Origin of the sequence: Leclercia barmai, assembly GCF_049312895.1 — a bacterium.
Classification (GTDB): Bacteria; Pseudomonadota; Gammaproteobacteria; order Enterobacterales; family Enterobacteriaceae; genus Enterobacter; species Enterobacter barmai.
In genome coordinates this window covers 433602-455315 of sequence record NZ_JBMNWZ010000001.1, presented here as the reverse complement: position 1 = coordinate 455315, position 21714 = coordinate 433602, and the positions used below count along the sequence as shown (strand labels likewise).

At 53.6% G+C, this 21714-nt stretch carries 16 protein-coding genes and 7 tRNA genes; 21 read left to right on the top strand and 2 right to left on the bottom strand.

Translation table 11 applies throughout. The annotated features are described in order from the left end of the window. Nucleotides 1–192: 192 nt before the first annotated feature. From asnB to ACOYA6_RS02060, 8 genes are all read left to right on the top strand, one after another. On the top strand, nt 193–1857 hold the full coding sequence (gene asnB / locus ACOYA6_RS02095) for an asparagine synthase B (RefSeq protein ID WP_138369592.1): 1665 nt from the start codon (nt 193–195) through the stop codon (nt 1855–1857). Nucleotides 1858–2082: 225 nt separating this feature from the next. Beyond that, nucleotides 2083–2159: transfer RNA gene (locus tag ACOYA6_RS02090), tRNA-Met, on the top strand. An 8-nt stretch (nt 2160–2167) separates the two neighbouring features. Continuing rightward, nucleotides 2168–2252 (top strand) — tRNA-Leu (locus ACOYA6_RS02085). 23 nt (nt 2253–2275) lie between these two features. Next, nucleotides 2276–2350, top strand: a tRNA-Gln gene (locus tag ACOYA6_RS02080). Nucleotides 2351–2383: 33 nt separating this feature from the next. Beyond that, nucleotides 2384–2458: transfer RNA gene (locus tag ACOYA6_RS02075), tRNA-Gln, on the top strand. Nucleotides 2459–2474: 16 nt separating this feature from the next. Then, nucleotides 2475–2551: transfer RNA gene (locus ACOYA6_RS02070), tRNA-Met, on the top strand. Nucleotides 2552–2595: 44 nt separating this feature from the next. Next, a tRNA-Gln gene (locus ACOYA6_RS02065) sits at nt 2596–2670 on the top strand. Between the two features lie 39 nt (nt 2671–2709). Next, nucleotides 2710–2784, top strand: a tRNA-Gln gene (locus tag ACOYA6_RS02060). A 96-nt stretch (nt 2785–2880) separates the two neighbouring features. On the opposite strand, the gene ubiF is transcribed toward ACOYA6_RS02060, so the two are convergent. Beyond that, a complete protein-coding gene (ubiF, locus tag ACOYA6_RS02055) occupies nt 2881–4056 on the bottom strand; it encodes a 3-demethoxyubiquinol 3-hydroxylase (RefSeq protein ID WP_138369593.1) in 1176 nt (391 codons plus the stop codon). 136 nt (nt 4057–4192) lie between these two features. Between ubiF and miaB the strand changes: the two genes are divergently transcribed. The 12 genes from miaB (at nt 4193) to ACOYA6_RS01995 (ending at nt 18347) form a co-directional block, all read left to right on the top strand. Beyond that, entirely contained in the window at nt 4193–5623 is a 1431-nt protein-coding gene (gene miaB, locus ACOYA6_RS02050) for a tRNA (N6-isopentenyl adenosine(37)-C2)-methylthiotransferase MiaB (protein ID WP_039031348.1), read from the top strand. A 151-nt stretch (nt 5624–5774) separates the two neighbouring features. Continuing rightward, a complete protein-coding gene (locus ACOYA6_RS02045; RefSeq protein ID WP_422653947.1) occupies nt 5775–6821 on the top strand; it encodes a PhoH family protein in 1047 nt (348 codons plus the stop codon). Beyond that, complete coding sequence (gene ybeY / locus ACOYA6_RS02040) at nt 6818–7285, top strand: rRNA maturation RNase YbeY (protein WP_039031350.1); 468 nt, start codon at nt 6818–6820, stop codon at nt 7283–7285. Before ACOYA6_RS02045 ends, ybeY begins: the two co-directional genes overlap by 4 nt. A 104-nt stretch (nt 7286–7389) precedes the next feature. Beyond that, entirely contained in the window at nt 7390–8268 is an 879-nt protein-coding gene (corC, locus tag ACOYA6_RS02035; RefSeq protein ID WP_039031351.1) for a CNNM family magnesium/cobalt transport protein CorC, read from the top strand. A 5-nt stretch (nt 8269–8273) separates the two neighbouring features. After that, a complete protein-coding gene (lnt, locus tag ACOYA6_RS02030; protein ID WP_039031352.1) occupies nt 8274–9812 on the top strand; it encodes an apolipoprotein N-acyltransferase in 1539 nt (512 codons plus the stop codon). Between the two features lie 394 nt (nt 9813–10206). After that, nucleotides 10207–11115: an amino acid ABC transporter substrate-binding protein gene (locus tag ACOYA6_RS02025; protein WP_039031353.1), complete on the top strand. Its 909-nt coding sequence runs from the start codon at nt 10207–10209 to the stop codon at nt 11113–11115. Between the two features lie 158 nt (nt 11116–11273). Continuing rightward, complete coding sequence (gene gltJ / locus ACOYA6_RS02020; RefSeq protein ID WP_039031354.1) at nt 11274–12014, top strand: glutamate/aspartate ABC transporter permease GltJ; 741 nt, start codon at nt 11274–11276, stop codon at nt 12012–12014. Continuing rightward, nucleotides 12014–12688, top strand: coding sequence for a glutamate/aspartate ABC transporter permease GltK (gene gltK, locus ACOYA6_RS02015; protein WP_422653946.1), 675 nt, complete (start codon nt 12014–12016; stop codon nt 12686–12688). The genes gltJ and gltK overlap by 1 nt, the downstream gene beginning before the upstream one ends. After that, nucleotides 12688–13413, top strand: coding sequence for an amino acid ABC transporter ATP-binding protein (locus tag ACOYA6_RS02010; protein WP_138369598.1), 726 nt, complete (start codon nt 12688–12690; stop codon nt 13411–13413). The genes gltK and ACOYA6_RS02010 overlap by 1 nt, the downstream gene beginning before the upstream one ends. Nucleotides 13414–13535: 122 nt before the next feature. Beyond that, complete coding sequence (gene rihA, locus ACOYA6_RS02005) at nt 13536–14471, top strand: pyrimidine-specific ribonucleoside hydrolase RihA (RefSeq protein ID WP_422653945.1); 936 nt, start codon at nt 13536–13538, stop codon at nt 14469–14471. 357 nt (nt 14472–14828) lie between these two features. Continuing rightward, a complete protein-coding gene (locus ACOYA6_RS02000; RefSeq protein WP_138369724.1) occupies nt 14829–16487 on the top strand; it encodes a ShlB/FhaC/HecB family hemolysin secretion/activation protein in 1659 nt (552 codons plus the stop codon). A gap of 69 nt (nt 16488–16556) precedes the next feature. Further along, nucleotides 16557–18347: a two-partner secretion domain-containing protein gene (locus ACOYA6_RS01995; RefSeq protein ID WP_422653944.1), complete on the top strand. Its 1791-nt coding sequence runs from the start codon at nt 16557–16559 to the stop codon at nt 18345–18347. Nucleotides 18348–18420: 73 nt separating this feature from the next. Here the strand turns inward: ACOYA6_RS01995 and ACOYA6_RS01990 are convergent, their stop codons facing one another. After that, nucleotides 18421–18903 carry a zinc ribbon-containing protein gene (locus ACOYA6_RS01990; RefSeq protein WP_039031453.1) on the bottom strand — a complete coding sequence of 161 codons (483 nt, stop codon included), beginning with the start codon at nt 18901–18903 and terminating at the stop codon, nt 18421–18423. A gap of 215 nt (nt 18904–19118) precedes the next feature. Here ACOYA6_RS01990 and leuS point away from each other — a divergent pair, with 215 nt between their 5' ends. Then, nucleotides 19119–21701, top strand: coding sequence for a leucine--tRNA ligase (leuS, locus tag ACOYA6_RS01985; protein ID WP_138369601.1), 2583 nt, complete (start codon nt 19119–19121; stop codon nt 21699–21701). Nucleotides 21702–21714: the final 13 nt, after the last annotated feature.

Genomic DNA, 21714 nt, shown 5'->3' with positions numbered 1-21714 from the left:
CATCTAATAGAAAACGCCAGGCACTGAATAATCATCAATAAACCAGCTCAATACGTACGCTTTTTTCAACATTCGACAATCGACATTGCACTTTTTGTTTTTTACCCGGCAAAACGCTTGCCGCCCCTCCCCTTTTGCGGCATTTTCATAAGCAAGCAACATCACACTGCAACAGGGTTAATGGAGAAGGTTATGTGTTCAATTTTCGGCGTACTGGATATCAAAACTGACGCAGTCGAACTGCGTAAAAAAGCACTGGAACTGTCCCGTCTGATGCGCCATCGCGGCCCGGACTGGTCCGGTGTTTACGCCAGCGACAAAGCGATTCTGGCGCATGAGCGTCTGTCGATTGTGGACGTCAACGCCGGTGCCCAGCCGTTATATAACGAGAAAAAAACCCACGCGCTGGCGGTCAACGGTGAAATCTACAACCATCAGGCGCTGCGTGCGGAATACGGCGATCGCTATACCTTCCAGACCGGTTCAGACTGCGAAGTGATCCTGGCGATGTACCAGGAGAAAGGCCCGGAATTCCTGGACGATCTACAGGGCATGTTTGCCTTCGCTCTGTATGACAGCGAAAAAGATGCGTATCTGATTGGTCGTGACCATATCGGGATTATCCCGCTGTATATGGGCCACGATGAGCACGGCAACTTCTATGTCGCCTCTGAAATGAAAGCCCTGGTGCCGGTTTGCCGCACCATTAAAGAGTTCCCGGCGGGCAGCTACCTGTGGAGCCAGGATGGCGAAATTCGCCAGTACTATCAGCGCGACTGGTTCGACTACGATGCCGTTAAAGACAATGTCACCGATAAAAACGAACTGCGCCAGGCGCTGGAAGATTCAGTAAAAAGCCATCTGATGTCAGACGTGCCATACGGCGTGCTGCTCTCCGGCGGTCTGGATTCGTCCGTTATCTCGGCGATCACCAAAAAATACGCTGCTCGTCGCGTGGAAGATCAGGAGCGCTCCGAAGCCTGGTGGCCGCAGCTGCACTCCTTCGCCGTCGGCCTGGAAGGTTCACCGGACCTGAAAGCCGCGCAGGAAGTGGCAAACCATCTCGGCACCGTGCACCATGAAATTCACTTCACCGTGCAGGAAGGGCTGGATGCGATCCGCGACGTTATTTATCACATTGAAACCTATGATGTGACCACCATCCGCGCCTCCACGCCGATGTATCTGATGTCACGTAAAATCAAAGCGATGGGCATCAAGATGGTGCTCTCCGGCGAAGGTTCAGATGAGGTCTTTGGCGGCTACCTGTACTTCCACAAAGCGCCGGATGCCAAAGAGCTGCACGAAGAGACCGTGCGTAAACTGCAGGCGCTGCACATGTTTGACTGCGCCCGTGCTAACAAAGCGATGTCTGCCTGGGGCGTTGAAGCGCGCGTGCCTTTCCTGGATAAAAAATTCCTCGACGTGGCCATGCGTATCAACCCGCAGGACAAAATGTGCGGCAACGGCAAGATGGAGAAACACGTTCTGCGTGAATGCTTCGAATCTTACCTGCCGGCAAGCGTGGCATGGCGTCAGAAAGAGCAGTTCTCTGACGGCGTAGGTTACAGCTGGATCGACACCCTGAAAGAGGTGGCCGCTAAGCAGATTTCCGATCAGCAACTGGAAACCGCCAGCTTCCGCTTCCCGTACAACACGCCGGGTTCGAAAGAAGCCTATCTGTACCGTGAGATCTTCGAAGAGCTGTTCCCGCTGCCAAGCGCAGCAGAGTGTGTTCCTGGCGGCCCTTCCGTCGCCTGCTCCTCTGCGAAAGCCATTGAGTGGGATGAAGCATTCAAAACCATGAACGATCCGTCAGGGCGTGCCGTGGGTGTGCATCAGTCCGCCTATAAGTAATTCATCAGATCGCCATGAGGCCCTTCGGGGCCTCTTTTTTTGCCTCGCGTTTCGCTGGACAAAAACGATTAATAACCAAAAATTGCCGAATAATCGGCCATGCTGTTCGCAACCTAACCAAACAGTCACATTCCAGAGATTTTCGTTGAAAAAGGTGTTGACGCTGCAAGGGTCTATACGCATAATGCGCCCCGCAACGCCGATAAGGTAACGCGAAAAAAAGATGGCTACGTAGCTCAGTTGGTTAGAGCACATCACTCATAATGATGGGGTCACAGGTTCGAATCCCGTCGTAGCCACCATCTTTTTTGCGGGAGTGGCGAAATTGGTAGACGCACCAGATTTAGGTTCTGGCGCCGCAAGGTGTGCGAGTTCAAGTCTCGCCTCCCGCACCATTCCCAGGTAAGCGTTGCACGGATGGGGTATCGCCAAGCGGTAAGGCACCGGTTTTTGATACCGGCATTCCCTGGTTCGAATCCAGGTACCCCAGCCATATTTCTTCGATTTTGCGGTTCTCCGCGGTTATTGGGGTATCGCCAAGCGGTAAGGCACCGGTTTTTGATACCGGCATTCCCTGGTTCGAATCCAGGTACCCCAGCCATCGAAGAAAGCAGTCTGGCTACGTAGCTCAGTTGGTTAGAGCACATCACTCATAATGATGGGGTCACAGGTTCGAATCCCGTCGTAGCCACCATATAAGGTTGTATCGATTCCGGTCGGTAAAACCAAAAAAATTGTTGGGGTATCGCCAAGCGGTAAGGCTCTGGTTTCTGATACCAGCATTCCGAGGTTCGAATCCTCGTACCCCAGCCATTTTACAAAGTCGTTAAATGATGTATTGTTTAACGCAATTGGGGTGTCGCCAAGCGGTAAGGCTCTGGTTTCTGATACCAGCATTCCGGGGTTCGAATCCCTGCACCCCAGCCACACAAAAAAAGCTCGCTTCGGCGAGCTTTTTGCTTTTCTGCGTTCCTGCATTTAAATGCCGGGTGGCGGCTTCGCCTTACCCGGCCTGGAAGAGTGTTAAAGCCCTAAGGCGTACTTCAGCGCCTGACGCTTCAGGGCACCCGCCCGCTGTGCCGCTATCAACCCGATGTTCCGCAGGATACGCAGCGGCCCAAGGTCGTTGCTGAATCCGGCGTAAAACAGATCCATCCCTGATTGCATAATGAAGTTATCCGCCATTCGTCGGGTCTGATAACGCTTGAGCACCTGATGGCTGGCCCAGGCTTCGCCATGGCTGCGGGCGTTGCTGAGTACGTCCAGCAAGGCCTCTACGTCACGATAGCCCAGGTTAACCCCCTGCCCCGCCAGCGGATGAATGGTATGCGCCGCATCCCCGACCAGCGCCAGCCCTTCGCGGGCATATTTCAGCGCATGACGACGCGTCAGCGGGAACGCCCCTGCGGCCACCGGCGTCACCTTGCCCAGACGCGCCGGGAAATGGTGGGCGATTTCGCGCTGCAGCTGTTCCATCGTGAACCCCTGCAGCTGGCGAATGCGTGCCGGGGTGTCATACCACACCAGGGATGCCCAGCGATCGAACAGGGGCAAAAAGGCGTGCGGGCCGTTCGGCGTAAAGTGCTGCCAGGTACTGTCACCGGGATCGTTCTCGCAGGCGACGGTAATCAGCATGCAGGACTGTTGATACTGCCAGGCATGAATACCGATCCCCGCCAGTTCGCGTACACGGGAGTTCGCGCCGTCGGCACCAATCAGCAGCTTCACCGCCAGCTGCTCGCCGTTATCCAGCTCAACCAGATGCTGGTCGTTGTGGCGGTGAAGATTTTTCACCGACGCCGGGACGCGCAGCGTAACCTGCGGATGCGCCTCCAGTGCCTGCCAGAGCGCCTGTTGCAGAACCGTATTTTCTACCATGTAGCCCAGCAGCGGGAGCTTAAGCTCCGTGGCGTCAAATACCACATGGGCATTTTCCCACTCCCAGGTCTCCAGGCGGCGATACGGATGGGCGCGCATGGCCAGCACCGCGTCCCAGACCCCCAGCCCGCGAAGCAGATCAACCGACGCAGCGCTGATCGCAGAGATGCGCACATCCGGATGCTGTGAAGCGTCAAAAGCGGGCGGCATCGCCTGTTCGATCACCGTTACGTCGAACCCCTGTTGCGCCAGCCCCAGCGCCAGCGCGCCGCCGACCATACCGCCGCCGACAACGGCGATCCCGGCTTGTTGGATTGTCATGGTCATTTGTCCTTATTTGATAATCCCCTAAGTTTACCGGATTTTTTTGGTCTTGAGGCTGACAAGCTTCATACTGGTCACAACCGCACCAAAGCATTACAATACGCGCCCTGCAATCCTGAGCACGAGCAAGTCGATGACAAAAAAACTCCATATTAAAACCTGGGGCTGTCAGATGAACGAATATGATTCATCAAAGATGGCCGATCTGCTGGATGCCACCCATGGGTATCAACTCACCGACGTGGCGGAAGAGGCAGACGTGTTGCTGCTGAACACCTGCTCGATCCGTGAGAAGGCGCAGGAGAAAGTCTTTCACCAGCTAGGCCGCTGGAAGCTGATCAAACAGAAAAGACCCGAAGTGATCATCGGCGTCGGCGGCTGTGTCGCCTCCCAGGAAGGCAAGCTGATTCGTCAGCGCGCCCACTACGTCGACATAATTTTTGGCCCGCAAACCCTGCACCGTCTGCCGGAGATGATCAACTCCGTACGCGGGACCGGCCAGCGCAAGGCGATCATCGACGTCAGCTTCCCGGAAATCGAAAAATTCGACCGTCTGCCGGAACCGCGCGCGGATGGCCCGACCGCCTTCGTCTCAATCATGGAAGGCTGCAATAAGTACTGTACGTACTGCGTGGTGCCTTATACCCGCGGCGAAGAAGTCAGCCGTCCATGCGACGACATCCTGTTTGAGATCGCCCAGCTGGCGGCCCAGGGCGTGCGCGAAGTTAACCTCCTCGGGCAGAACGTTAACGCCTGGCGCGGGGAGAACTATGACGGCAGCACCGGCACCTTTGCTGAACTGCTGCGTCTGGTCGCGGCTATCGACGGTATCGACCGCATCCGCTTCACCACCAGCCACCCGATCGAATTCACCGATGACATCATCGATGTTTACCGCGATACGCCAGAGCTGGTGAGCTTCCTGCATCTGCCTATCCAGTGTGGTTCTGACCGCGTGCTGAACCTGATGGGCCGCACCCACACCGCGCTGGAATATAAAGCGATTATCCGCAAGCTGCGTGAAGCGCGCCCGGATATCCAGATCAGCTCTGACTTTATCGTTGGCTTCCCGGGTGAAACGGACGAGGATTTTGAGCGCACCATGAAGGTCATTGGTGATGTGAACTTCGACGTGAGCTACAGCTTCATCTTCTCTGCCCGTCCAGGCACGCCTGCCGCCGATATGGTTGACGACGTGCCGGATGAGGTGAAAAAGCAGCGTCTCTATATTCTGCAGGATCGCATCAACCAGCAGGCGAACGCCTGGAGCCGTCGGATGCTCGGCACCGTTCAGCGCGTGCTGGTAGAAGGCACTTCACGTAAGAGCATCATGCAGCTCTCTGGCCGTACGGAGAACAACCGCGTGGTGAACTTCGAAGGCACGCCGGATCTGGTAGGTAAGTTTGTTGATATCGAGATCCTTGAAGTGCTGACCAACTCCCTGCGTGGAAAACTGGTGCGTACCGAAGATGAAATGGGCCTGCGGGTCGTTGAATCGCCAGAGTCGGTCATTGCCCGTACCCGTAAAGAAAGCGATCTGGGTGTCGGCGTTTATCAGCCATAATCTCCGAGGCCTGCCGTTTCTGGCAGGCCTTGCATTTCCCCCTGTTCTCCCCCATATCCTTCGCAATGCTTGCGCCTTTAACCTGTGGCGTGAATAATTTCATAAGACAGACCCACTGCCTTATGACACCCGAGACATTAAGAGGAACGGTTTGAATATAGATACGCGTGAAATTACCCTTGAGCCAGCAGACAACGCTCGCCTGCTGAGCCTGTGCGGGCCGTTTGATGACAACATCAAACAACTGGAGCGACGTCTGGGTATCGAGATTAACCGTCGCGATAACCATTTCAAACTCACCGGCCGTGCCATCTGCGTTAATGCAGCTGCGGATATCCTCAATACCCTGTACGTCGATACCGCGCCAATGCGCGGCGAAATTCAGGATATTGAGCCGGAACAGATCCATCTGGCGATCAAAGAAGCGCGCGTGCTGGAGCAGAGCGCTGAGAGCGTTCCGGACTATGGCAAAGCCATCCATATCAAAACCAAGCGTGGGGTAATTAAGCCCCGCACGCCAAACCAGGCGCAGTACATCGCCAATATTCTCGACCACGACATCACCTTCGGCGTCGGCCCGGCAGGTACGGGTAAGACCTACCTTGCGGTAGCGGCCGCCGTGGATGCCCTGGAGCGCCAGGAGATCCGCCGTATTCTGCTTACCCGCCCTGCGGTGGAAGCGGGCGAAAAGCTCGGCTTTTTACCCGGCGATCTGAGCCAGAAAGTCGACCCGTATCTGCGTCCGCTGTACGATGCGCTGTTCGAAATGCTTGGCTTCGAGAAGGTCGAAAAACTGATCGAACGTAACGTCATCGAAGTAGCCCCGCTGGCCTACATGCGCGGGCGCACATTGAACGATGCGTTCATCATTCTGGATGAGAGCCAGAACACCACCATCGAACAGATGAAGATGTTCCTGACCCGTATTGGCTTTAACTCCAAAGCGGTGATCACCGGCGACATCACCCAGATCGACCTGCCGCGCAGCACCAAATCCGGTCTGCGCCATGCCATCGAAGTGCTGAGCGAAGTGGACGAAATCAGCTTTAACTTCTTCCACAGCGAAGACGTGGTGCGCCACCCGGTGGTAGCCCGTATCGTCACGGCGTATGAAGCGTGGGAAGCAGCAGATCAAAAACGTAAAGCAGAACAGGCAGCGGAACGCAAACGCGAAGCCCAGGAGCAAGAGCAGAAATGAGTCAGGTGATCCTCGATTTACAACTGGCATGTGAAGAGTCTTCCGGCCTGCCGGAAGAGAGCCAGTTCCAGGCGTGGCTGAATGCCGTCATCCCCCAGTTTCAGGAAGAGTCGGAAGTGACGATTCGCCTGGTGGATGAAGCAGAAAGCCACGAGCTGAACCTGACCTACCGCGGTAAAGATAAGCCGACTAACGTCCTCTCTTTCCCGTTCGAAGCGCCGCCGGGCATTGAACTGCCGCTGCTGGGTGATTTGATCATCTGTCGTCAGGTGGTGGAGCAGGAAGCGCAGGAGCAGCAGAAGCCGCTCGAGGCCCACTGGGCGCATATGGTAGTGCACGGCAGCCTGCATCTGCTGGGTTACGACCACATTGAAGATGACGAAGCAGAAGAGATGGAATCCCTCGAGACAGAGATAATGCTTGCTCTGGGCTATGAGGATCCGTACATTGCCGAGAAAGAGTAGTCTGTAGGGCGCGCTTGCGCCCTGCTGGCATAATGTGCCGTTGCGTATGACAAAAGTCCGCGGCGGCAATCAATAGACCAACATGAGAACCCTTAACAAACGCCATGAGCGACGACAATTCACACAGTAGCGACACACCAAACAGCAAAAAAGGATTTTTCTCCCTCCTTCTGAGCCAGCTGTTCCACGGGGAACCTAAAAACCGTGACGACCTTCTGGAGCTCATCCGTGACTCCGGGCAAAACGAGCTTATCGATGAGGATACGCGCGAGATGCTCGAAGGGGTAATGGACATCGCCGACCAGCGCGTTCGCGATATCATGATCCCGCGTTCCCAGATGATTACCCTGAAACGCAACCAGACCCTGGACGAGTGCCTCGATGTCATCATCGAATCCGCTCACTCGCGTTTCCCGGTGATCAGCGAAGACAAAGATCACATCGAAGGGATTTTGATGGCTAAAGATCTGCTGCCGTTTATGCTCAGCGATTCCGAAGCCTTCAGCATGGAAAAAGTGTTACGCCCGGCGGTGGTTGTTCCGGAGAGCAAGCGTGTTGACCGCATGCTGAAAGAGTTCCGCTCCCAGCGCTACCATATGGCGATTGTTATCGATGAATTTGGCGGTGTTTCGGGCCTGGTCACCATCGAAGATATTCTTGAACTGATCGTGGGTGAAATCGAAGACGAGTATGACGAAGAAGAGGATATCGACTTCCGTCAGCTGAGCCGCCACACCTGGACCGTGCGTGCGCTCGCCCCAATCGAAGATTTCAATGACACCTTCGGGACCCACTTCAGCGATGAAGAGGTGGATACCATCGGCGGGCTGGTAATGCAGGCGTTTGGTCACCTGCCGGCGCGTGGCGAGACCGTGGAAATAGACGGTTACCAGTTCAAGGTGGCGATGGCCGACAGTCGACGTATTATTCAGGTTCATGTAAGAATGCCGGACGATGCTCCGCAACCCACACTGGATGATTGATTTAAATGGCATTTGCCCCACTGTTTGAACGCCAGCGCACGCGTTTGCTGCTGGCGCTAATCCTCGGAGCCAGCGGTACGCTGGCTTTTTCCCCTTACGACTTCTGGCCTGCTGCCCTGCTCTCCCTGATGGGACTTCAGGGGCTGACGCTTAACCGACGCCCTGTTCAGGCGGCGGCGATTGGCTATTTCTGGGGTCTGGGCCTGTTTGGCGCCGGTATTAACTGGGTTTACGTCAGCATTGCCCAGTTTGGCGGCATGCCAGGCCCGGTGAACGTCTTCCTCGTGGTGCTGCTGGCGGCGTACCTCTCGCTGTACACCGGTCTGTTCGCCGGGATCCTCTCGCGCCTGTGGCCGAAAACCAGCTGGCTGCGTGTGGCCATTGCCGCCCCGGTGGTCTGGCAGGTAACCGAGTTCCTGCGCGGCTGGGTGCTGACCGGGTTTCCGTGGCTGCAGTTTGGCTACAGCCAGATAGACGGCCCGCTGAAAGGACTGGCGCCGGTGATGGGCGTCGAGGCGATCAACTTCCTGCTGATGGTGGTGAGTGGCCTGCTGGTGCTGGCGCTGGTGCAGCGCAACTGGCGACCGCTGGTGATGGCTCTGGTGCTCTTTGCCCTGCCTTTCCCGCTGCGTTATATCCAGTGGTTCACTCTTGAACCGGAACGCGCAACCCAGGTGTCGATGGTTCAGGGCGATATCCCTCAGTCGCTGAAATGGGATGAAGGCCAGCTGATCAACACCCTGAAAATTTATCTGGATGCCACCCAGAAAGAGATGGGCAAATCCCAGCTGATTATCTGGCCGGAGTCGGCAATTCCGGATCTGGAGATTAACCAGCAGCGTTTTCTTGCCATGATGGACGATCTGCTGCGGGCGCGAAACTCCACCCTGATCACCGGTATCGTTGACGCGCGTCTGAACAAGCAAAACCGTTACGACACCTACAACACCATCATTACGCTTGGGAAAGACAACCCGTACAGCTACGAGTCGACTAACCGCTACAACAAGAATCACCTGGTACCTTTTGGTGAGTTTGTGCCGCTGGAGTCGATTCTGCGTCCGCTGGCACCGTTCTTCGATCTGCCGATGTCCTCCTTTAGCCGGGGTTCTTACGTTCAGCCTCAGCTGAGCGCGCACGGATTTCTGCTGACCGCCGCCATCTGCTACGAGATCATCCTGGGTGAACAGGTGCGGGATAATTTCCGCCCGAACACCGACTACCTGCTGACTATCTCTAACGATGCCTGGTTCGGTAAGTCGATTGGTCCATGGCAGCACTTCCAGATGGCGCGGATGCGCTCTCTGGAGCTGGCGCGTCCTCTGCTGCGCAGCACCAACAACGGTATCACTGCCGTGATTGGCCCGCAGGGCGAAATTCAGGCCATGCTCCCGCAGTTCACCCGCGACGTACTGACAGCAAAAGTCACGCCCGCCACGGGGCTGACGCCGTACGCCCGCACCGGCAACTGGCCGCTGTGGATCCTCACCGCCCTGTTCGGTTTCGGCGCTTTGCTGATGAGTTTGCGCCAGCGTCGTAAGTAGCTTTTTCCCCTCTTTTGCCGGGTGGCGGCTTCGCCTTACCCGGCCTACGTTCGTAGGCCTGGCAAGCAACGCGCCGCCGGGCAATTCCTTCTGATTTTCATTTCTGGCACGCCTGTTGCTTTATTTATTCACGTAAACGCGATTTGGCTTAATGTGAAACCTTGTCGCACCAGCATAGCTCACCGGTAGCACCGAAACGGTGCAACGAAAGATTTATGCCTCTGAATGGTGCGGCGCGCTTCGCAAAAATAAACAATAACGCAGCAAAATCTTTACATTAAGCCAAACTAAATGTTAACAAACATGTATAACACTGCACTCGTATCGCGCGAGCTATAACAACATCACACCGAATATCAATGCGTCTCTGGCGCTGATAAAAAAGGAGTTGGATATGCAATTACGTAAACTGGCCACAGCAATGCTGGTGATGGGATTGTCCGCAGGCGTGGTTCACGCTGAAGATGCTGCGCCGGCAGCAGGCGGCACCCTGGAAAAAATCGCTAAAAACGGCGTGATTGTGGTCGGCCACCGTGAGTCATCTGTTCCGTTCTCATACTACGACAACACGCAAAAAGTCGTGGGCTACTCACAGGATTACTCCAACGCGATCGTTGACGCGGTGAAGAAAAAGCTGAACAAACCGAATCTGGAAGTGAAGCTGATCCCAATCACTTCACAAAACCGTATCCCGCTGCTGCAAAACGGCACCTTCGATTTTGAGTGTGGCTCCACCACCAACAACCTTGAGCGTCAAAAACAGGCTGCCTTCTCCGACACGATCTTCGTGGTGGGTACCCGTCTGCTGACCAAAAAAGGCGGCGAGATTAAAGACTTTGCCGACCTGAAAGGCAAAGCGGTGGTTGTGACCTCCGGTACCACCTCTGAAGTTCTGCTGCACAAGCTGAATGAAGAGAAGAAAATGGACATGCGTATCATCAGCGCCAAAGACCACGGTGACTCTTTCCGTACCCTGGAAAGCGGTCGCGCTGTCGCCTTTATGATGGATGACGCCCTGCTGGCCGGTGAACGTGCTAAAGCGAAGAAACCAGACAACTGGGAGATCGTGGGCACCGCGCAGTCCAAAGAGGCCTACGGCTGCATGATGCGTAAAGACGATGCGGAATTTAAGAAACTGGTCGATGACACCATCGCTCAGGTTCAGACCTCTGGCGACGCGGAAAAATGGTTCGATAAGTGGTTCAAGAACCCAATCCCACCAAAGAATCTGAACATGAACTTTGAACTGTCTGACGACATGAAAGCGCTGTTTAAAGAACCGAATGACAAGGCACTTAACTAATTAGAACCACTAAGGGGCGGGATCTCCTGCCCTCTCGATTGTCGGGAAGCGCGGACAGACTAAACGTTGAGTGGTCGTTCCCCACTCAGCGCGAACATTAAAGCTTCTCACCAATCTTCGAGGGTAGCGCTGCTACCCTTTTTTTTCTGGAGTTTACTATGTCAATTGACTGGAACTGGGGCATTTTCCTGCAGCAAGCCCCGTTCGGCAACACCACCTATCTTGGCTGGCTGTGGAGCGGTTTTCAGGTCACGGTCGCACTGTCGATCACCGCCTGGATTATTGCGTTTCTCGTCGGCTCGTTGTTCGGTATTTTACGTACCGTCCCTAACCGTTTTCTCTCTTCGCTGGGAACCCTCTACGTCGAACTGTTCCGTAACGTTCCGTTAATCGTGCAGTTCTTTACCTGGTATCTGGTCATTCCTGAACTGTTGCCGGAAGATATCGGCATGTGGTTCAAATCTGAACTGGATCCGAACGTTCAGTTCTTTGTCTCCTCGATGCTCTGCCTCGGCCTGTTTACCGCTGCCCGTGTTTGTGAGCAAGTACGTGCGGCGATCCAGTCGCTGCCACGCGGACAAAAAAATGCCGCACTGGCGATGGGTCTGACCCTGCCGCAGGCTTACCGCTATGTTCTGCTGCCGAATGCCTATCGCGTGATTGTGCCGCCGATGACCTCGGAGATGATGAACCTGGTGAAAAACTCGGCCATCGCCTCCACGATCGGTCTGGTGGATATGGCCGCACAGGCGGGTAAACTGCTCGACTATTCCGCCCACGCGTGGGAATCCTTTACCGCCATTACCCTGGCGTACGTGCTGATTAACGCTGTGATTATGCTGGTGATGAACCTGGTCGAACGTAAAGTTCGCCTGCCGGGCAACCTGGGGGGCAAATAATGTACGAGTTTGACTGGAGTTCTATTGTTCCTTCCCTGCCCTACCTGGTTGATGGGCTGATTATCACCCTGAAGATCACCCTGACGGCGGTGGTGGTCGGGATTGTCTGGGGTACGCTGCTGGCGGTGATGCGCCTGTCGAGCTTTAAGCCTGTCGCCTGGTTTGCAACGGCCTACGTCAACGTGTTTCGTTCCATCCCGCTGGTGATGGTGCTGCTGTGGTTCTATCTCATCGTACCCGGTCTGCTGCAGGACGTGCTTGGCCTGTCGCCGAAATCTGACATCCGCCTGATCTCGGCGATGGTGGCCTTCTCCATGTTTGAGGCGGCGTACTACTCGGAGATTATCCGTGCCGGGATCCAGAGTATCTCCCGCGGGCAGTCCAGCGCCGCGCTGGCGTTAGGCATGACCCACTGGCAGTCGATGAAGCTCATCATTCTGCCGCAGGCGTTCCGCGCCATGGTTCCGCTGCTGCTGACCCAGGGCATCGTATTGTTCCAGGACACCTCGCTGGTGTATGTACTGAGCCTGGCAGACTTCTTCCGTACCGCCTCCACCATCGGCGAGCGCGATGGTACTCAGGTTGAGATGATCCTGTTCGCAGGTGCGGTCTATTTTGCAATTAGTTTAAGCGCGTCGCTGTTGGTCAGCTGGCTGAAGAAAAGGACAGTGTAATGATTTCCCTGAAAAATGTTTCTAAATGGTATGGGCACTTTCAGGTGCTGACCGACTGCTCCACGGAAGTGAAAAAGGGCGAGGTGGTGGTGGTTTGCGGGCCGTCCGGCTCCGGTAAATCCACGCTGATCAAAACCGTGAACGGCCTTGAGCCAGTGCAGCAGGGCGAGATCACCGTCAACGGCACCAAAGTGAATGACAAGAAAACCAACCTGGCGAAGCTGCGCTCCAACGTCGGGATGGTGTTCCAGCACTTTGAACTGTTCCCGCATCTGTCGATCATTGAGAACCTGACCCTGGCCCAGGTAAAAGTCCTCAAGCGCGACAAAGCAGCAGCACGCGAGAAAGGCCTGAAACTGCTTGAGCGCGTAGGGCTTTCTGCACATGCCGATAAGTTCCCGGCGCAGCTCTCCGGCGGCCAGCAGCAGCGCGTGGCGATTGCCCGCGCGCTGTGCATGGATCCGGTGGCCATGCTGTTTGATGAACCCACGTCGGCACTCGATCCTGAGATGATCAACGAGGTGCTGGACGTCATGGTTGAGCTGGCCAATGAAGGGATGACCATGATGGTGGTGACCCACGAAATGGGCTTTGCCCGTAAAGTGGCGAACCGCGTCATCTTTATGGATGAAGGTAAAATCGTCGAGGACTCGGCCAAGGAAGATTTCTTTGCCAATCCGCAGTCCGAACGCGCTAAAGACTTCCTCGCCAAAATTCTGCATTAATCCCTCTGGTGCGCAATCGCTCAGATTGCGCACCGCTTCACGCTTTTCACCTGTTTGCCTCGTCTGCTCCTCTCTTCAGCGTTAGCCTTGTCACAAAACAACACTGAGAAATGGAGAATTCAATGGCACTACCTATTATCCTCGATTGCGACCCGGGTCATGATGACGCGATCGCTCTCGCCCTCGCCCTCGCCTCACCGGAACTGGAACTCAAGGCGGTGACCTCTTCTGCCGGAAACCAGACTCCGGACAAAACCCTGCGCAACGTGCTGCGAATGCTGACGCTTTTAAAACGCAGCGATATTCCGGTGGCTGGTGGGGCCACTAAGCCTCTGATGCGCAATTTGATTATTGCCGACAACGTGCACGGTGAAAGCGGTCTTGATGGCCCTGCCCTGCCTGAGCCCGATTTTGCCCCGCAGGATTGCACGGCTGTGGAACTGATGGCAAAGGTACTGCGTGAAAGCCCTGAACCGGTGACGCTGGTGGCAACCGGCCCGCAGACTAACGTCGCTCTGCTGTTGAACGCTCACCCTGAACTGCACACAAAAATCGCCCGGATTGTGATCATGGGCGGCGCGATGGGGCTAGGCAACTGGACGCCCGCGGCGGAATTCAACATTTATGTCGACCCCGAAGCCGCCGAAATCGTTTTTCAGTCCGGCATCCCGGTAGTAATGGCCGGGCTGGATGTGACGCACAAGGCGCAAATTATGGCGGAGGATATCGAGCGTTTTCGCCGTATTGGTAACCCGGTGGCGACCACAGTGGCGGAGCTGCTGGACTTCTTTATGGCTTACCATAAAGCGGAAAAATGGGGTTTTCACGGGGCGCCATTGCACGATCCCTGTACCATCGCCTGGCTACTTAAACCCGATATGTTCACCGCTATCGAGCGCTGGGTTGGCGTCGAGACGCAGGGGAAATATACCCAGGGTATGACCGTCGTGGATTATTACTTTTTAACCGGTAACTCCCCTAACGCCACGGTGTTAACAGATATAAACCGTGCCGCCTTTGTTGATCTGCTGGCGCAGCGACTTGCATTCTACAATTAATTCAAAAACCTGCGCTCTTGTCCCAGGATCAGAGCGCAGAGATGAATCATTCAGCACATCTATTAAGATCATAATTTCAGCTATCAATTCATAAAGAATTAAGAAAAAGACACGTAGCACCGCGCTAGCGCTTTCGCTATTATCCCTCATCTTTTTATAAAGGTGTCACCCCAGTAAATTTTCAGTAAGTAAATCGGAATTAAGTACTCCTCAAAATATAATTCACTTTATTTCTATTATTATTCCGATAACCTCGACTATAAAAACGGCGTTAATTCAGGGATGGAACTCTGAATGATTAAGTCATTAAATCAACTTCAAATGAAATGGATTTCTTTTATGCGAAAAACTTGCGTTATGCTTATTACTGGCCTGTTTATTTATGCCGGGGGGGGTAAACATGTCTACGCCAGTAATAGTCATCCAGCCACCACACAATCGGAACAGGACAAAGCACGCCAGACGGCGTTAAAACCGATGGAGCAGGAATATACACCCGGCAGCATTTATACCGGTGAGAAAATGCTTAAGTTTCCTGAAGAGTCCGTCTGCAAATATATTAATGACGTGGTCATCGAATCAGATGACGCAGCCCTCACCCGCAGAATGCTCGGCAAATTGACCGCCCAGGCGAAATCACGATGCCTTGGCATAAATGGCATTCAACTACTGGCGCACGCGTTACAAAATGAACTTATCGCGCGTGGGTACATTACTTCACTGATTGATATCCCTTCTCAGGATATGGCGAATGGCATTCTAATCCTGACGTTGGTTTATGGCCGGGTAGGAGAAATAGCATATGATGCGAAAACCGAAAATGACGAAACCCGTCTGTGGAACACAATGCCCACCTCTTCAGATAACATATTAAATCTGAAAGACTTAGAAATGGGTATGGCGAATCTCCAGCGCCTCCCTGGCACATCGGCTCATATGAAATTACAGCCCGGGAAGCAGTACGGCGAAACCGACATCGTCATTACCCGCAAGCTGGATAAAATGTGGCAACTCGGCGCCTGGCTGGATGATGCGGGAAGCCGCGCCAGTGGACGCTATCAGGGCGGTGCTGCGCTGTACCTTTATGATTTGACTACCCTTGACGATATCCTTTATCTCGCTGCAGGCGGCGATGTGGAATATCAGCAGAAAAATGACGGCAACCATAACAGCAGCCTCTATTACTCTGTTCCCTTCGGCTACTGGAATCTTAGCGTTTATGCGTCTCACAGCACCTACCTGCAACAGTTCAGGGGGAATTACTCAACGGTAGATTATGAAAGCAAGAACCGTTATTACAGCGCCACGCTGGAACGACTGATCTCTCATACCCGGGACCAAAAAACCTCGCTGAGCGCACGAGTGTCTAAAAGCCGTTCCCGTTACTATTTTGGCGGTGAGGAATTGATGGTAATGCGTAAGCAAAATCCCGCCTGGGAACTGGGTGTACGCCACCAGCACTATTTCAACAAAAAGATCGTCGATGCCGGAATAACGATGCAGCATCGGTTAGGCTGGCTGAGCTCAACGCCAACGCCTGAAGAAAAGGCGGGTTTATATAATAAACAGGCACGCGTCGTTCGTGCCGACATTAAAGCATTAATGAAGTTTGACAATACCGGAGAAAAGTTCGCCTGGGCTCCGCATTTTAGTCTGCAAATTAGCCCTGATACCTTATCCAGCGATAATTTATTTAATATTGGCAACCGCTGGTCAGTAAGAGGGTTTGATGGTGAAAGCACGCTATCCAGTAACCAGGGATGGTATCTGCGCAATGATTTTATCTGGAACATCCCAACACCCGACCAGCAATTTTATGTCGGTCTTGATGCAGGAAAAATTATCGGCAGCGATCGGTATCAATCCGGAAAAGTATTATCCGGCGCGGTAGTGGGTTTGCGTGGGGAAAAACTGGCGACTCAATACGACCTTTTTATCGGCACACCACTTGTGAAACCCGAGAGTTATCATACTGATGCGCTTAATATGGGTTTTTCATTGCAATGGAGGTACTAGACAACATAAAGAATCACTCGTTTATTTAGCAGTAATTTTCGGAAATATTTTCATTAAAGGAATAATCACATGTTTAAATTTAAAATCAGCTATGTCGCCCTGGCGGCAGCACTTTCAGCAACTGGCGTAAATGCCGATCCTTTCAGCTATAACCATTTATCTGGCGCAAAAGTCATTGATATCGAAGCACCTAATGCTGCCGGTGTTTCGCATAATATGTACCGTGAATTTAACGTGAGTGATAAAGGTGCCATTCTGAACAATAGCGCGAGCGATGTTGTTCATGGCACGTTGGGTAATATTGCCAGGAACAATAATCTGGCGAACGGAAGCGCTTCCGTCATTCTTAACGAAGTAACTTCTAATAAATCCAGCGCCCTGAACGGTTTTATCGAGGTCAATGGTCAGAGAGCCGATGTCGTCATTGCTAACCCGAACGGCATCTCCTGCTCCGGCTGTAGCTTTGTCAACGCCAATAAAGTGGTTATGACAACCGGTAAAGTCAACATGACCGACGCCGGGGCTATCGGCAGCTACACCGTCACTGGCGGCAAAATTAGCATTGATGGTAATGGCATGAACGCTGCAGAAAACTATGCCGCTCTGCTGGCTGACGTTATCAGCCTCAACGGCCAGGTTAATGTTAAAAATGCCATGATAAGCGCCGGTAACTTCACCCTGAATAATAGCACTGGTCAGATCACCTCCGCCGGAAAAACAGCCACCCTGAAACAGATGCTCTTCCCTGAATACAGCATTGACGTCAGTGCGATGGGAGGTGTTAAAGCCGACAATATTACCATGGTGGGCAATAATCTCGGCTTTGGTGTACGCAATACTGGCGCAATTGTTGCGAAGGGCGTTCTGTCTATGGCCAGCAATGGTATGCTGGTAAACGAACGTTCTATTACCAACAATGGTATGGTGACCCAGATAATGTCTGCGGGAGAAATAAAAAACACAGGTAATATTTCAAGCGCCAATATTGCCGTACTGAATAGCGCCAATAATCTGGTTAATACCGGCACGATTTTCAGCGGTAACCAAATGGCCGTTTCAGCAGCCAGTGATCTCTCTAACAAAGGTACCATTAAAGCAGTTAACGAGCTTGTAATTGCCACCAACGGCAATCTGGAAAATATTGGTGCAGCATATATTCATTCTGGAAATAGACTGACCATCTCCGCAGCGGGTAATATTACTCAAAAAGGTGGATCAATGTACGGTGCCAATACCGCGTTCACCTTCGGCGGAAACAGTTTCACTTCAGACCGTTATATTTATGGCACTGAAACTTTGCAAATTACGTCGACCAAAGACAACCAACTCTCCTCAGGTGAAATCATTAATTCAGGCTCAATGTCCGGTGGCGATATTCTCATTCAGACTAACGGCACCATCACCCAACACGCTAATAGCCAAATCAAGGCGAGCAAAAGTCTGACTACGGCAAGCAACTGGTTGAACAACTCCGGTTATATGGGAGGTACGTATACTACGGTCATGATTCAGAATAATAAAACTGATAACTACGGTCATATCGAGGGTACTGGGGTTAGCGTCATTACCTCCGGCGATCTGTATAACGAAGCGCTGATTCGCTCCTGGGGCGATCTCACCCTGAGTACGCAAAATAAAGGCAACATTATTAACCGCGGCCATATTACGGCTCAGAATACGCTGAACTTGACTGCCAAAAAAGTTGAGAACGGTGGTTATAAATGTGGTTTCCTGAATTTAAAAACCTGCGGCGTTGGTGCATTGACCGCTAACAAACTGATTCTGGATTCTTCCCATAAATATGCATCAAACATGGGCGGCAATCAGAACTTTAAAGCGACAGAAATCACTGCCAGATAAGCAGTACTTTAACAACGGTGCGCAAGTTTTGCGCACCGATTTACTGTAAAGAAGATAACTTTTTACTACGGATTCAAGGTTCAAATGGCCGACGCTGGAACTGGTCGTGGCCACATTTTGGACAGAGCGGCAGCATCTCTGGGGTATAGATGGCCAGATGAAAATGGCACTTCTCACACACCAGATTCCCCAGCCCGACAACCTCACCGCTGTGATACACCCCGTGATGGTTGAGATCCTGGAATACCTCGCGCCACTCCAGTTGGGTTTTATCGGTGATGTCCGCCAGCTCCTGCCACAGGCTCTCTTTGATCACCCGCATAAATACGCTGTCGTTGGCCTCATCCTGGCTCTCGCCATAGCTACGGGCAAACTCCTCCAGATCGCGGCGAACCGCGCGTGTCACCTCTTCCACTTCGGTGCGCGTTAACTCACCCGTCTGCATCACCTTAACGCGTGCATGCTCGACGAGCGCATCTATATCACGCTCACCGTTCCGCAGACGTTCTGTCAATGTGGCGACCAGTTCACGGTAAAATTGAGCAACCTTGTTCATCATTTTGCCTCCCGGGTAAGTAAACCTCTCTAATGATAGACCTTATTTGCGCCCCGCTTTGTCAGGTCATCCACACTCTGCGTAAATACCTGCAAGTCGCTTTTAGTGGTAAAGGCTGTTTTGACGCGGGCGTTTGGGCTATGCTATGCGGATCTGAATTACCACATCCATTGGCTACGTTTGTAGCTGTATTGAACACAGGACCACTGGCTGCCATGCAAGAGCAATACCGCCCGGAAGAGATAGAATCGAAAGTCCAGCAACACTGGGACGAGAAGCGCACTTTTGAAGTCACCGAAGACGAGAGCAAAGAGAAGTATTACTGCCTGTCGATGCTTCCCTATCCTTCTGGCCGACTACACATGGGCCACGTGCGTAACTACACCATCGGTGATGTGATCGCCCGTTATCAGCGCATGCTGGGCAAAAACGTCCTGCAGCCAATCGGCTGGGATGCGTTTGGTCTGCCTGCAGAAGGTGCAGCGGTAAAAAACAACACTGCGCCAGCGCCATGGACCTACGACAACATCGCCTACATGAAAAACCAGCTCAAGATGCTGGGCTTTGGCTATGACTGGAGCCGCGAGCTGGCAACCTGCACCCCTGAATACTACCGCTGGGAGCAGAAGTTCTTCACCGAGCTGTATAAAAAAGGCCTGGTGTACAAGAAAACCTCTGCCGTTAACTGGTGCCCGAACGATCAGACCGTTCTCGCTAACGAACAGGTCATCGACGGCTGCTGCTGGCGCTGCGACACCAAGGTTGAACGTAAAGAGATCCCACAGTGGTTTATCAAAATCACCGCTTACGCCGACGAACTGCTGAACGATCTGGATAATCTGGACCACTGGCCAGATACCGTTAAGACCATGCAGCGCAACTGGATCGGCCGCTCTGAAGGCGTGGAGATCACCTTCAACGTTGAGAACTACGATCAGACTCTGACCGTCTACACTACCCGTCCGGACACCTTCATGGGTGCGACCTACCTGGCCGTTGCCGCAGGTCACCCTCTGGCGCAGAAAGCGGCAGAGAACAATCCGGAACTGGCAGCCTTCATCGACGAATGCCGCAACACCAAAGTGGCCGAAGCCGACATGGCAACGATGGAGAAAAAAGGCGTTGCCACCGGTTTCTACGCGACGCACCCGCTGACTGGCGAAGCGATCCCGGTCTGGGCCGCCAACTTCGTTCTGATGGAGTACGGTACCGGCGCAGTTATGGCCGTTCCGGGTCACGATCAGCGCGATTACGAATTTGCCACTAAATACAACCTGGCGATCAAGCCGGTTATCCTGGCAGCGGATGGCTCAGAGCCGGACCTGTCCGAACAGGCATTGACTGAAAAAGGCACCCTGTTTAACTCCGGCGAATTTAGCGGCCTGAGCTTCGAAGAAGGCTTCAACGCCATTGCTGACAAGCTGGCTGCGCTGGGCGTCGGCGAGCGTAAAGTTAACTACCGTCTGCGCGACTGGGGTGTTTCCCGTCAGCGTTACTGGGGCGCACCGATTCCGATGGTTACCCTGGAAGACGGTACCGTGATGCCAACGCCAGAAGATCAACTGCCGGTGATCCTGCCGGAAGATGTGGTTATGGATGGCATCTCCAGCCCGATCAAAGCCGATCCTGAGTGGGCGAAAACCACCGTTAACGGTATGCCTGCGCTGCGTGAGACCGACACCTTCGACACCTTTATGGAGTCTTCCTGGTACTACGCGCGCTACACCTGCCCGCAGTATCAGGAAGGCATGCTGGATTCCAAAGCAGCAAACTACTGGCTGCCGGTGGATATCTACATCGGTGGTATCGAACACGCCATCATGCACCTGCTCTACTTCCGCTTCTTCCACAAGCTGATGCGCGACGCAGGCATGGTGAACTCTGACGAGCCAGCAAAACAGCTGCTGTGTCAGGGCATGGTGCTGGCAGACGCCTTCTACTACGTGGGCGCGAACGGCGAGCGTAACTGGGTCTCCCCGGTTGATGCCATCGTTGAGCGCGACGAGAAAGGCCGTATCGTTAAGGCGAAAGACGCCGCGGGCCACGAGCTGGTTTACACCGGCATGAGCAAAATGTCGAAGTCCAAAAACAACGGCATTGACCCGCAGGTGATGGTTGAGCGCTACGGTGCCGACACCGTGCGTCTGTTCATGATGTTTGCCTCTCCGGCAGATATGACCCTTGAGTGGCAGGAGTCCGGCGTTGAAGGGGCTAACCGCTTCCTGAAACGTGTCTGGAAACTGGTTTACGAGCACACCTCTCAGGGTGACGCCCCGGCGCTGGATACCGCTGCACTGACTGAAGATCAGCAGGCGCTGCGTCGCGATGTTCATAAAACGATTGCCAAAGTGACCGATGATATTGGTCGCCGTCAGACCTTCAATACCGCAATTGCGGCTATTATGGAATTGATGAACAAGCTGGCGAAAGCCCCGCAGGACGGCGAGCAGGATCGCGCCATCATGCGTGAAGCGCTGCTGGCGGTCGTACGTATGCTGAACCCGTTCACCCCACACGCCAGCTTTACCCTGTGGCAGGAGCTGAACGGCGAAGGCGATATCGACAATGCACCGTGGCCGGTGGCGGATGAATCCGCAATGGTTGAAAACACCACCCTGGTCGTTGTGCAGGTAAACGGTAAAGTCCGCGGTAAAATCACTGTTCCGGTTGATGCAACCGAAGAGCAGGTACGCGAACGTGCCGGCCAGGAGCATCTGGTGGCGAAGTATCTTGATGGCGTTACCGTACGTAAAGTGATCTACGTACCTGGTAAACTGCTGAACCTGGTCGTTGGCTAAGCGCGGGAGGAAG

What these genes read in the sequence shown, in the direction of transcription:
- ACOYA6_RS02010 (WP_138369598.1), top strand. Translation starts at nt 12,688, where the DNA reads ATGATTTCCCTGAAAAATGTTTCTAAATGGTATGGGCACTTTCAGGTG.
- gltK (WP_422653946.1), top strand. Translation starts at nt 12,014, where the DNA reads ATGTACGAGTTTGACTGGAGTTCTATTGTTCCTTCCCTGCCCTACCTG.
- ACOYA6_RS01990 (WP_039031453.1), bottom strand. Translation starts at nt 18,903, where the DNA reads ATGAACAAGGTTGCTCAATTTTACCGTGAACTGGTCGCCACATTGACA.
- leuS (WP_138369601.1), top strand. Translation starts at nt 19,119, where the DNA reads ATGCAAGAGCAATACCGCCCGGAAGAGATAGAATCGAAAGTCCAGCAA.
- ybeY (WP_039031350.1), top strand. Translation starts at nt 6,818, where the DNA reads ATGAGTCAGGTGATCCTCGATTTACAACTGGCATGTGAAGAGTCTTCC.
- ACOYA6_RS02025 (WP_039031353.1), top strand. Translation starts at nt 10,207, where the DNA reads ATGCAATTACGTAAACTGGCCACAGCAATGCTGGTGATGGGATTGTCC.
- gltJ (WP_039031354.1), top strand. Translation starts at nt 11,274, where the DNA reads ATGTCAATTGACTGGAACTGGGGCATTTTCCTGCAGCAAGCCCCGTTC.
- rihA (WP_422653945.1), top strand. Translation starts at nt 13,536, where the DNA reads ATGGCACTACCTATTATCCTCGATTGCGACCCGGGTCATGATGACGCG.
- miaB (WP_039031348.1), top strand. Translation starts at nt 4,193, where the DNA reads ATGACAAAAAAACTCCATATTAAAACCTGGGGCTGTCAGATGAACGAA.
- corC (WP_039031351.1), top strand. Translation starts at nt 7,390, where the DNA reads ATGAGCGACGACAATTCACACAGTAGCGACACACCAAACAGCAAAAAA.
- ACOYA6_RS01995 (WP_422653944.1), top strand. Translation starts at nt 16,557, where the DNA reads ATGTTTAAATTTAAAATCAGCTATGTCGCCCTGGCGGCAGCACTTTCA.
- ubiF (WP_138369593.1), bottom strand. Translation starts at nt 4,056, where the DNA reads ATGACAATCCAACAAGCCGGGATCGCCGTTGTCGGCGGCGGTATGGTC.
- asnB (WP_138369592.1), top strand. Translation starts at nt 193, where the DNA reads ATGTGTTCAATTTTCGGCGTACTGGATATCAAAACTGACGCAGTCGAA.
- ACOYA6_RS02000 (WP_138369724.1), top strand. Translation starts at nt 14,829, where the DNA reads ATGCTTATTACTGGCCTGTTTATTTATGCCGGGGGGGGTAAACATGTC.
- lnt (WP_039031352.1), top strand. Translation starts at nt 8,274, where the DNA reads ATGGCATTTGCCCCACTGTTTGAACGCCAGCGCACGCGTTTGCTGCTG.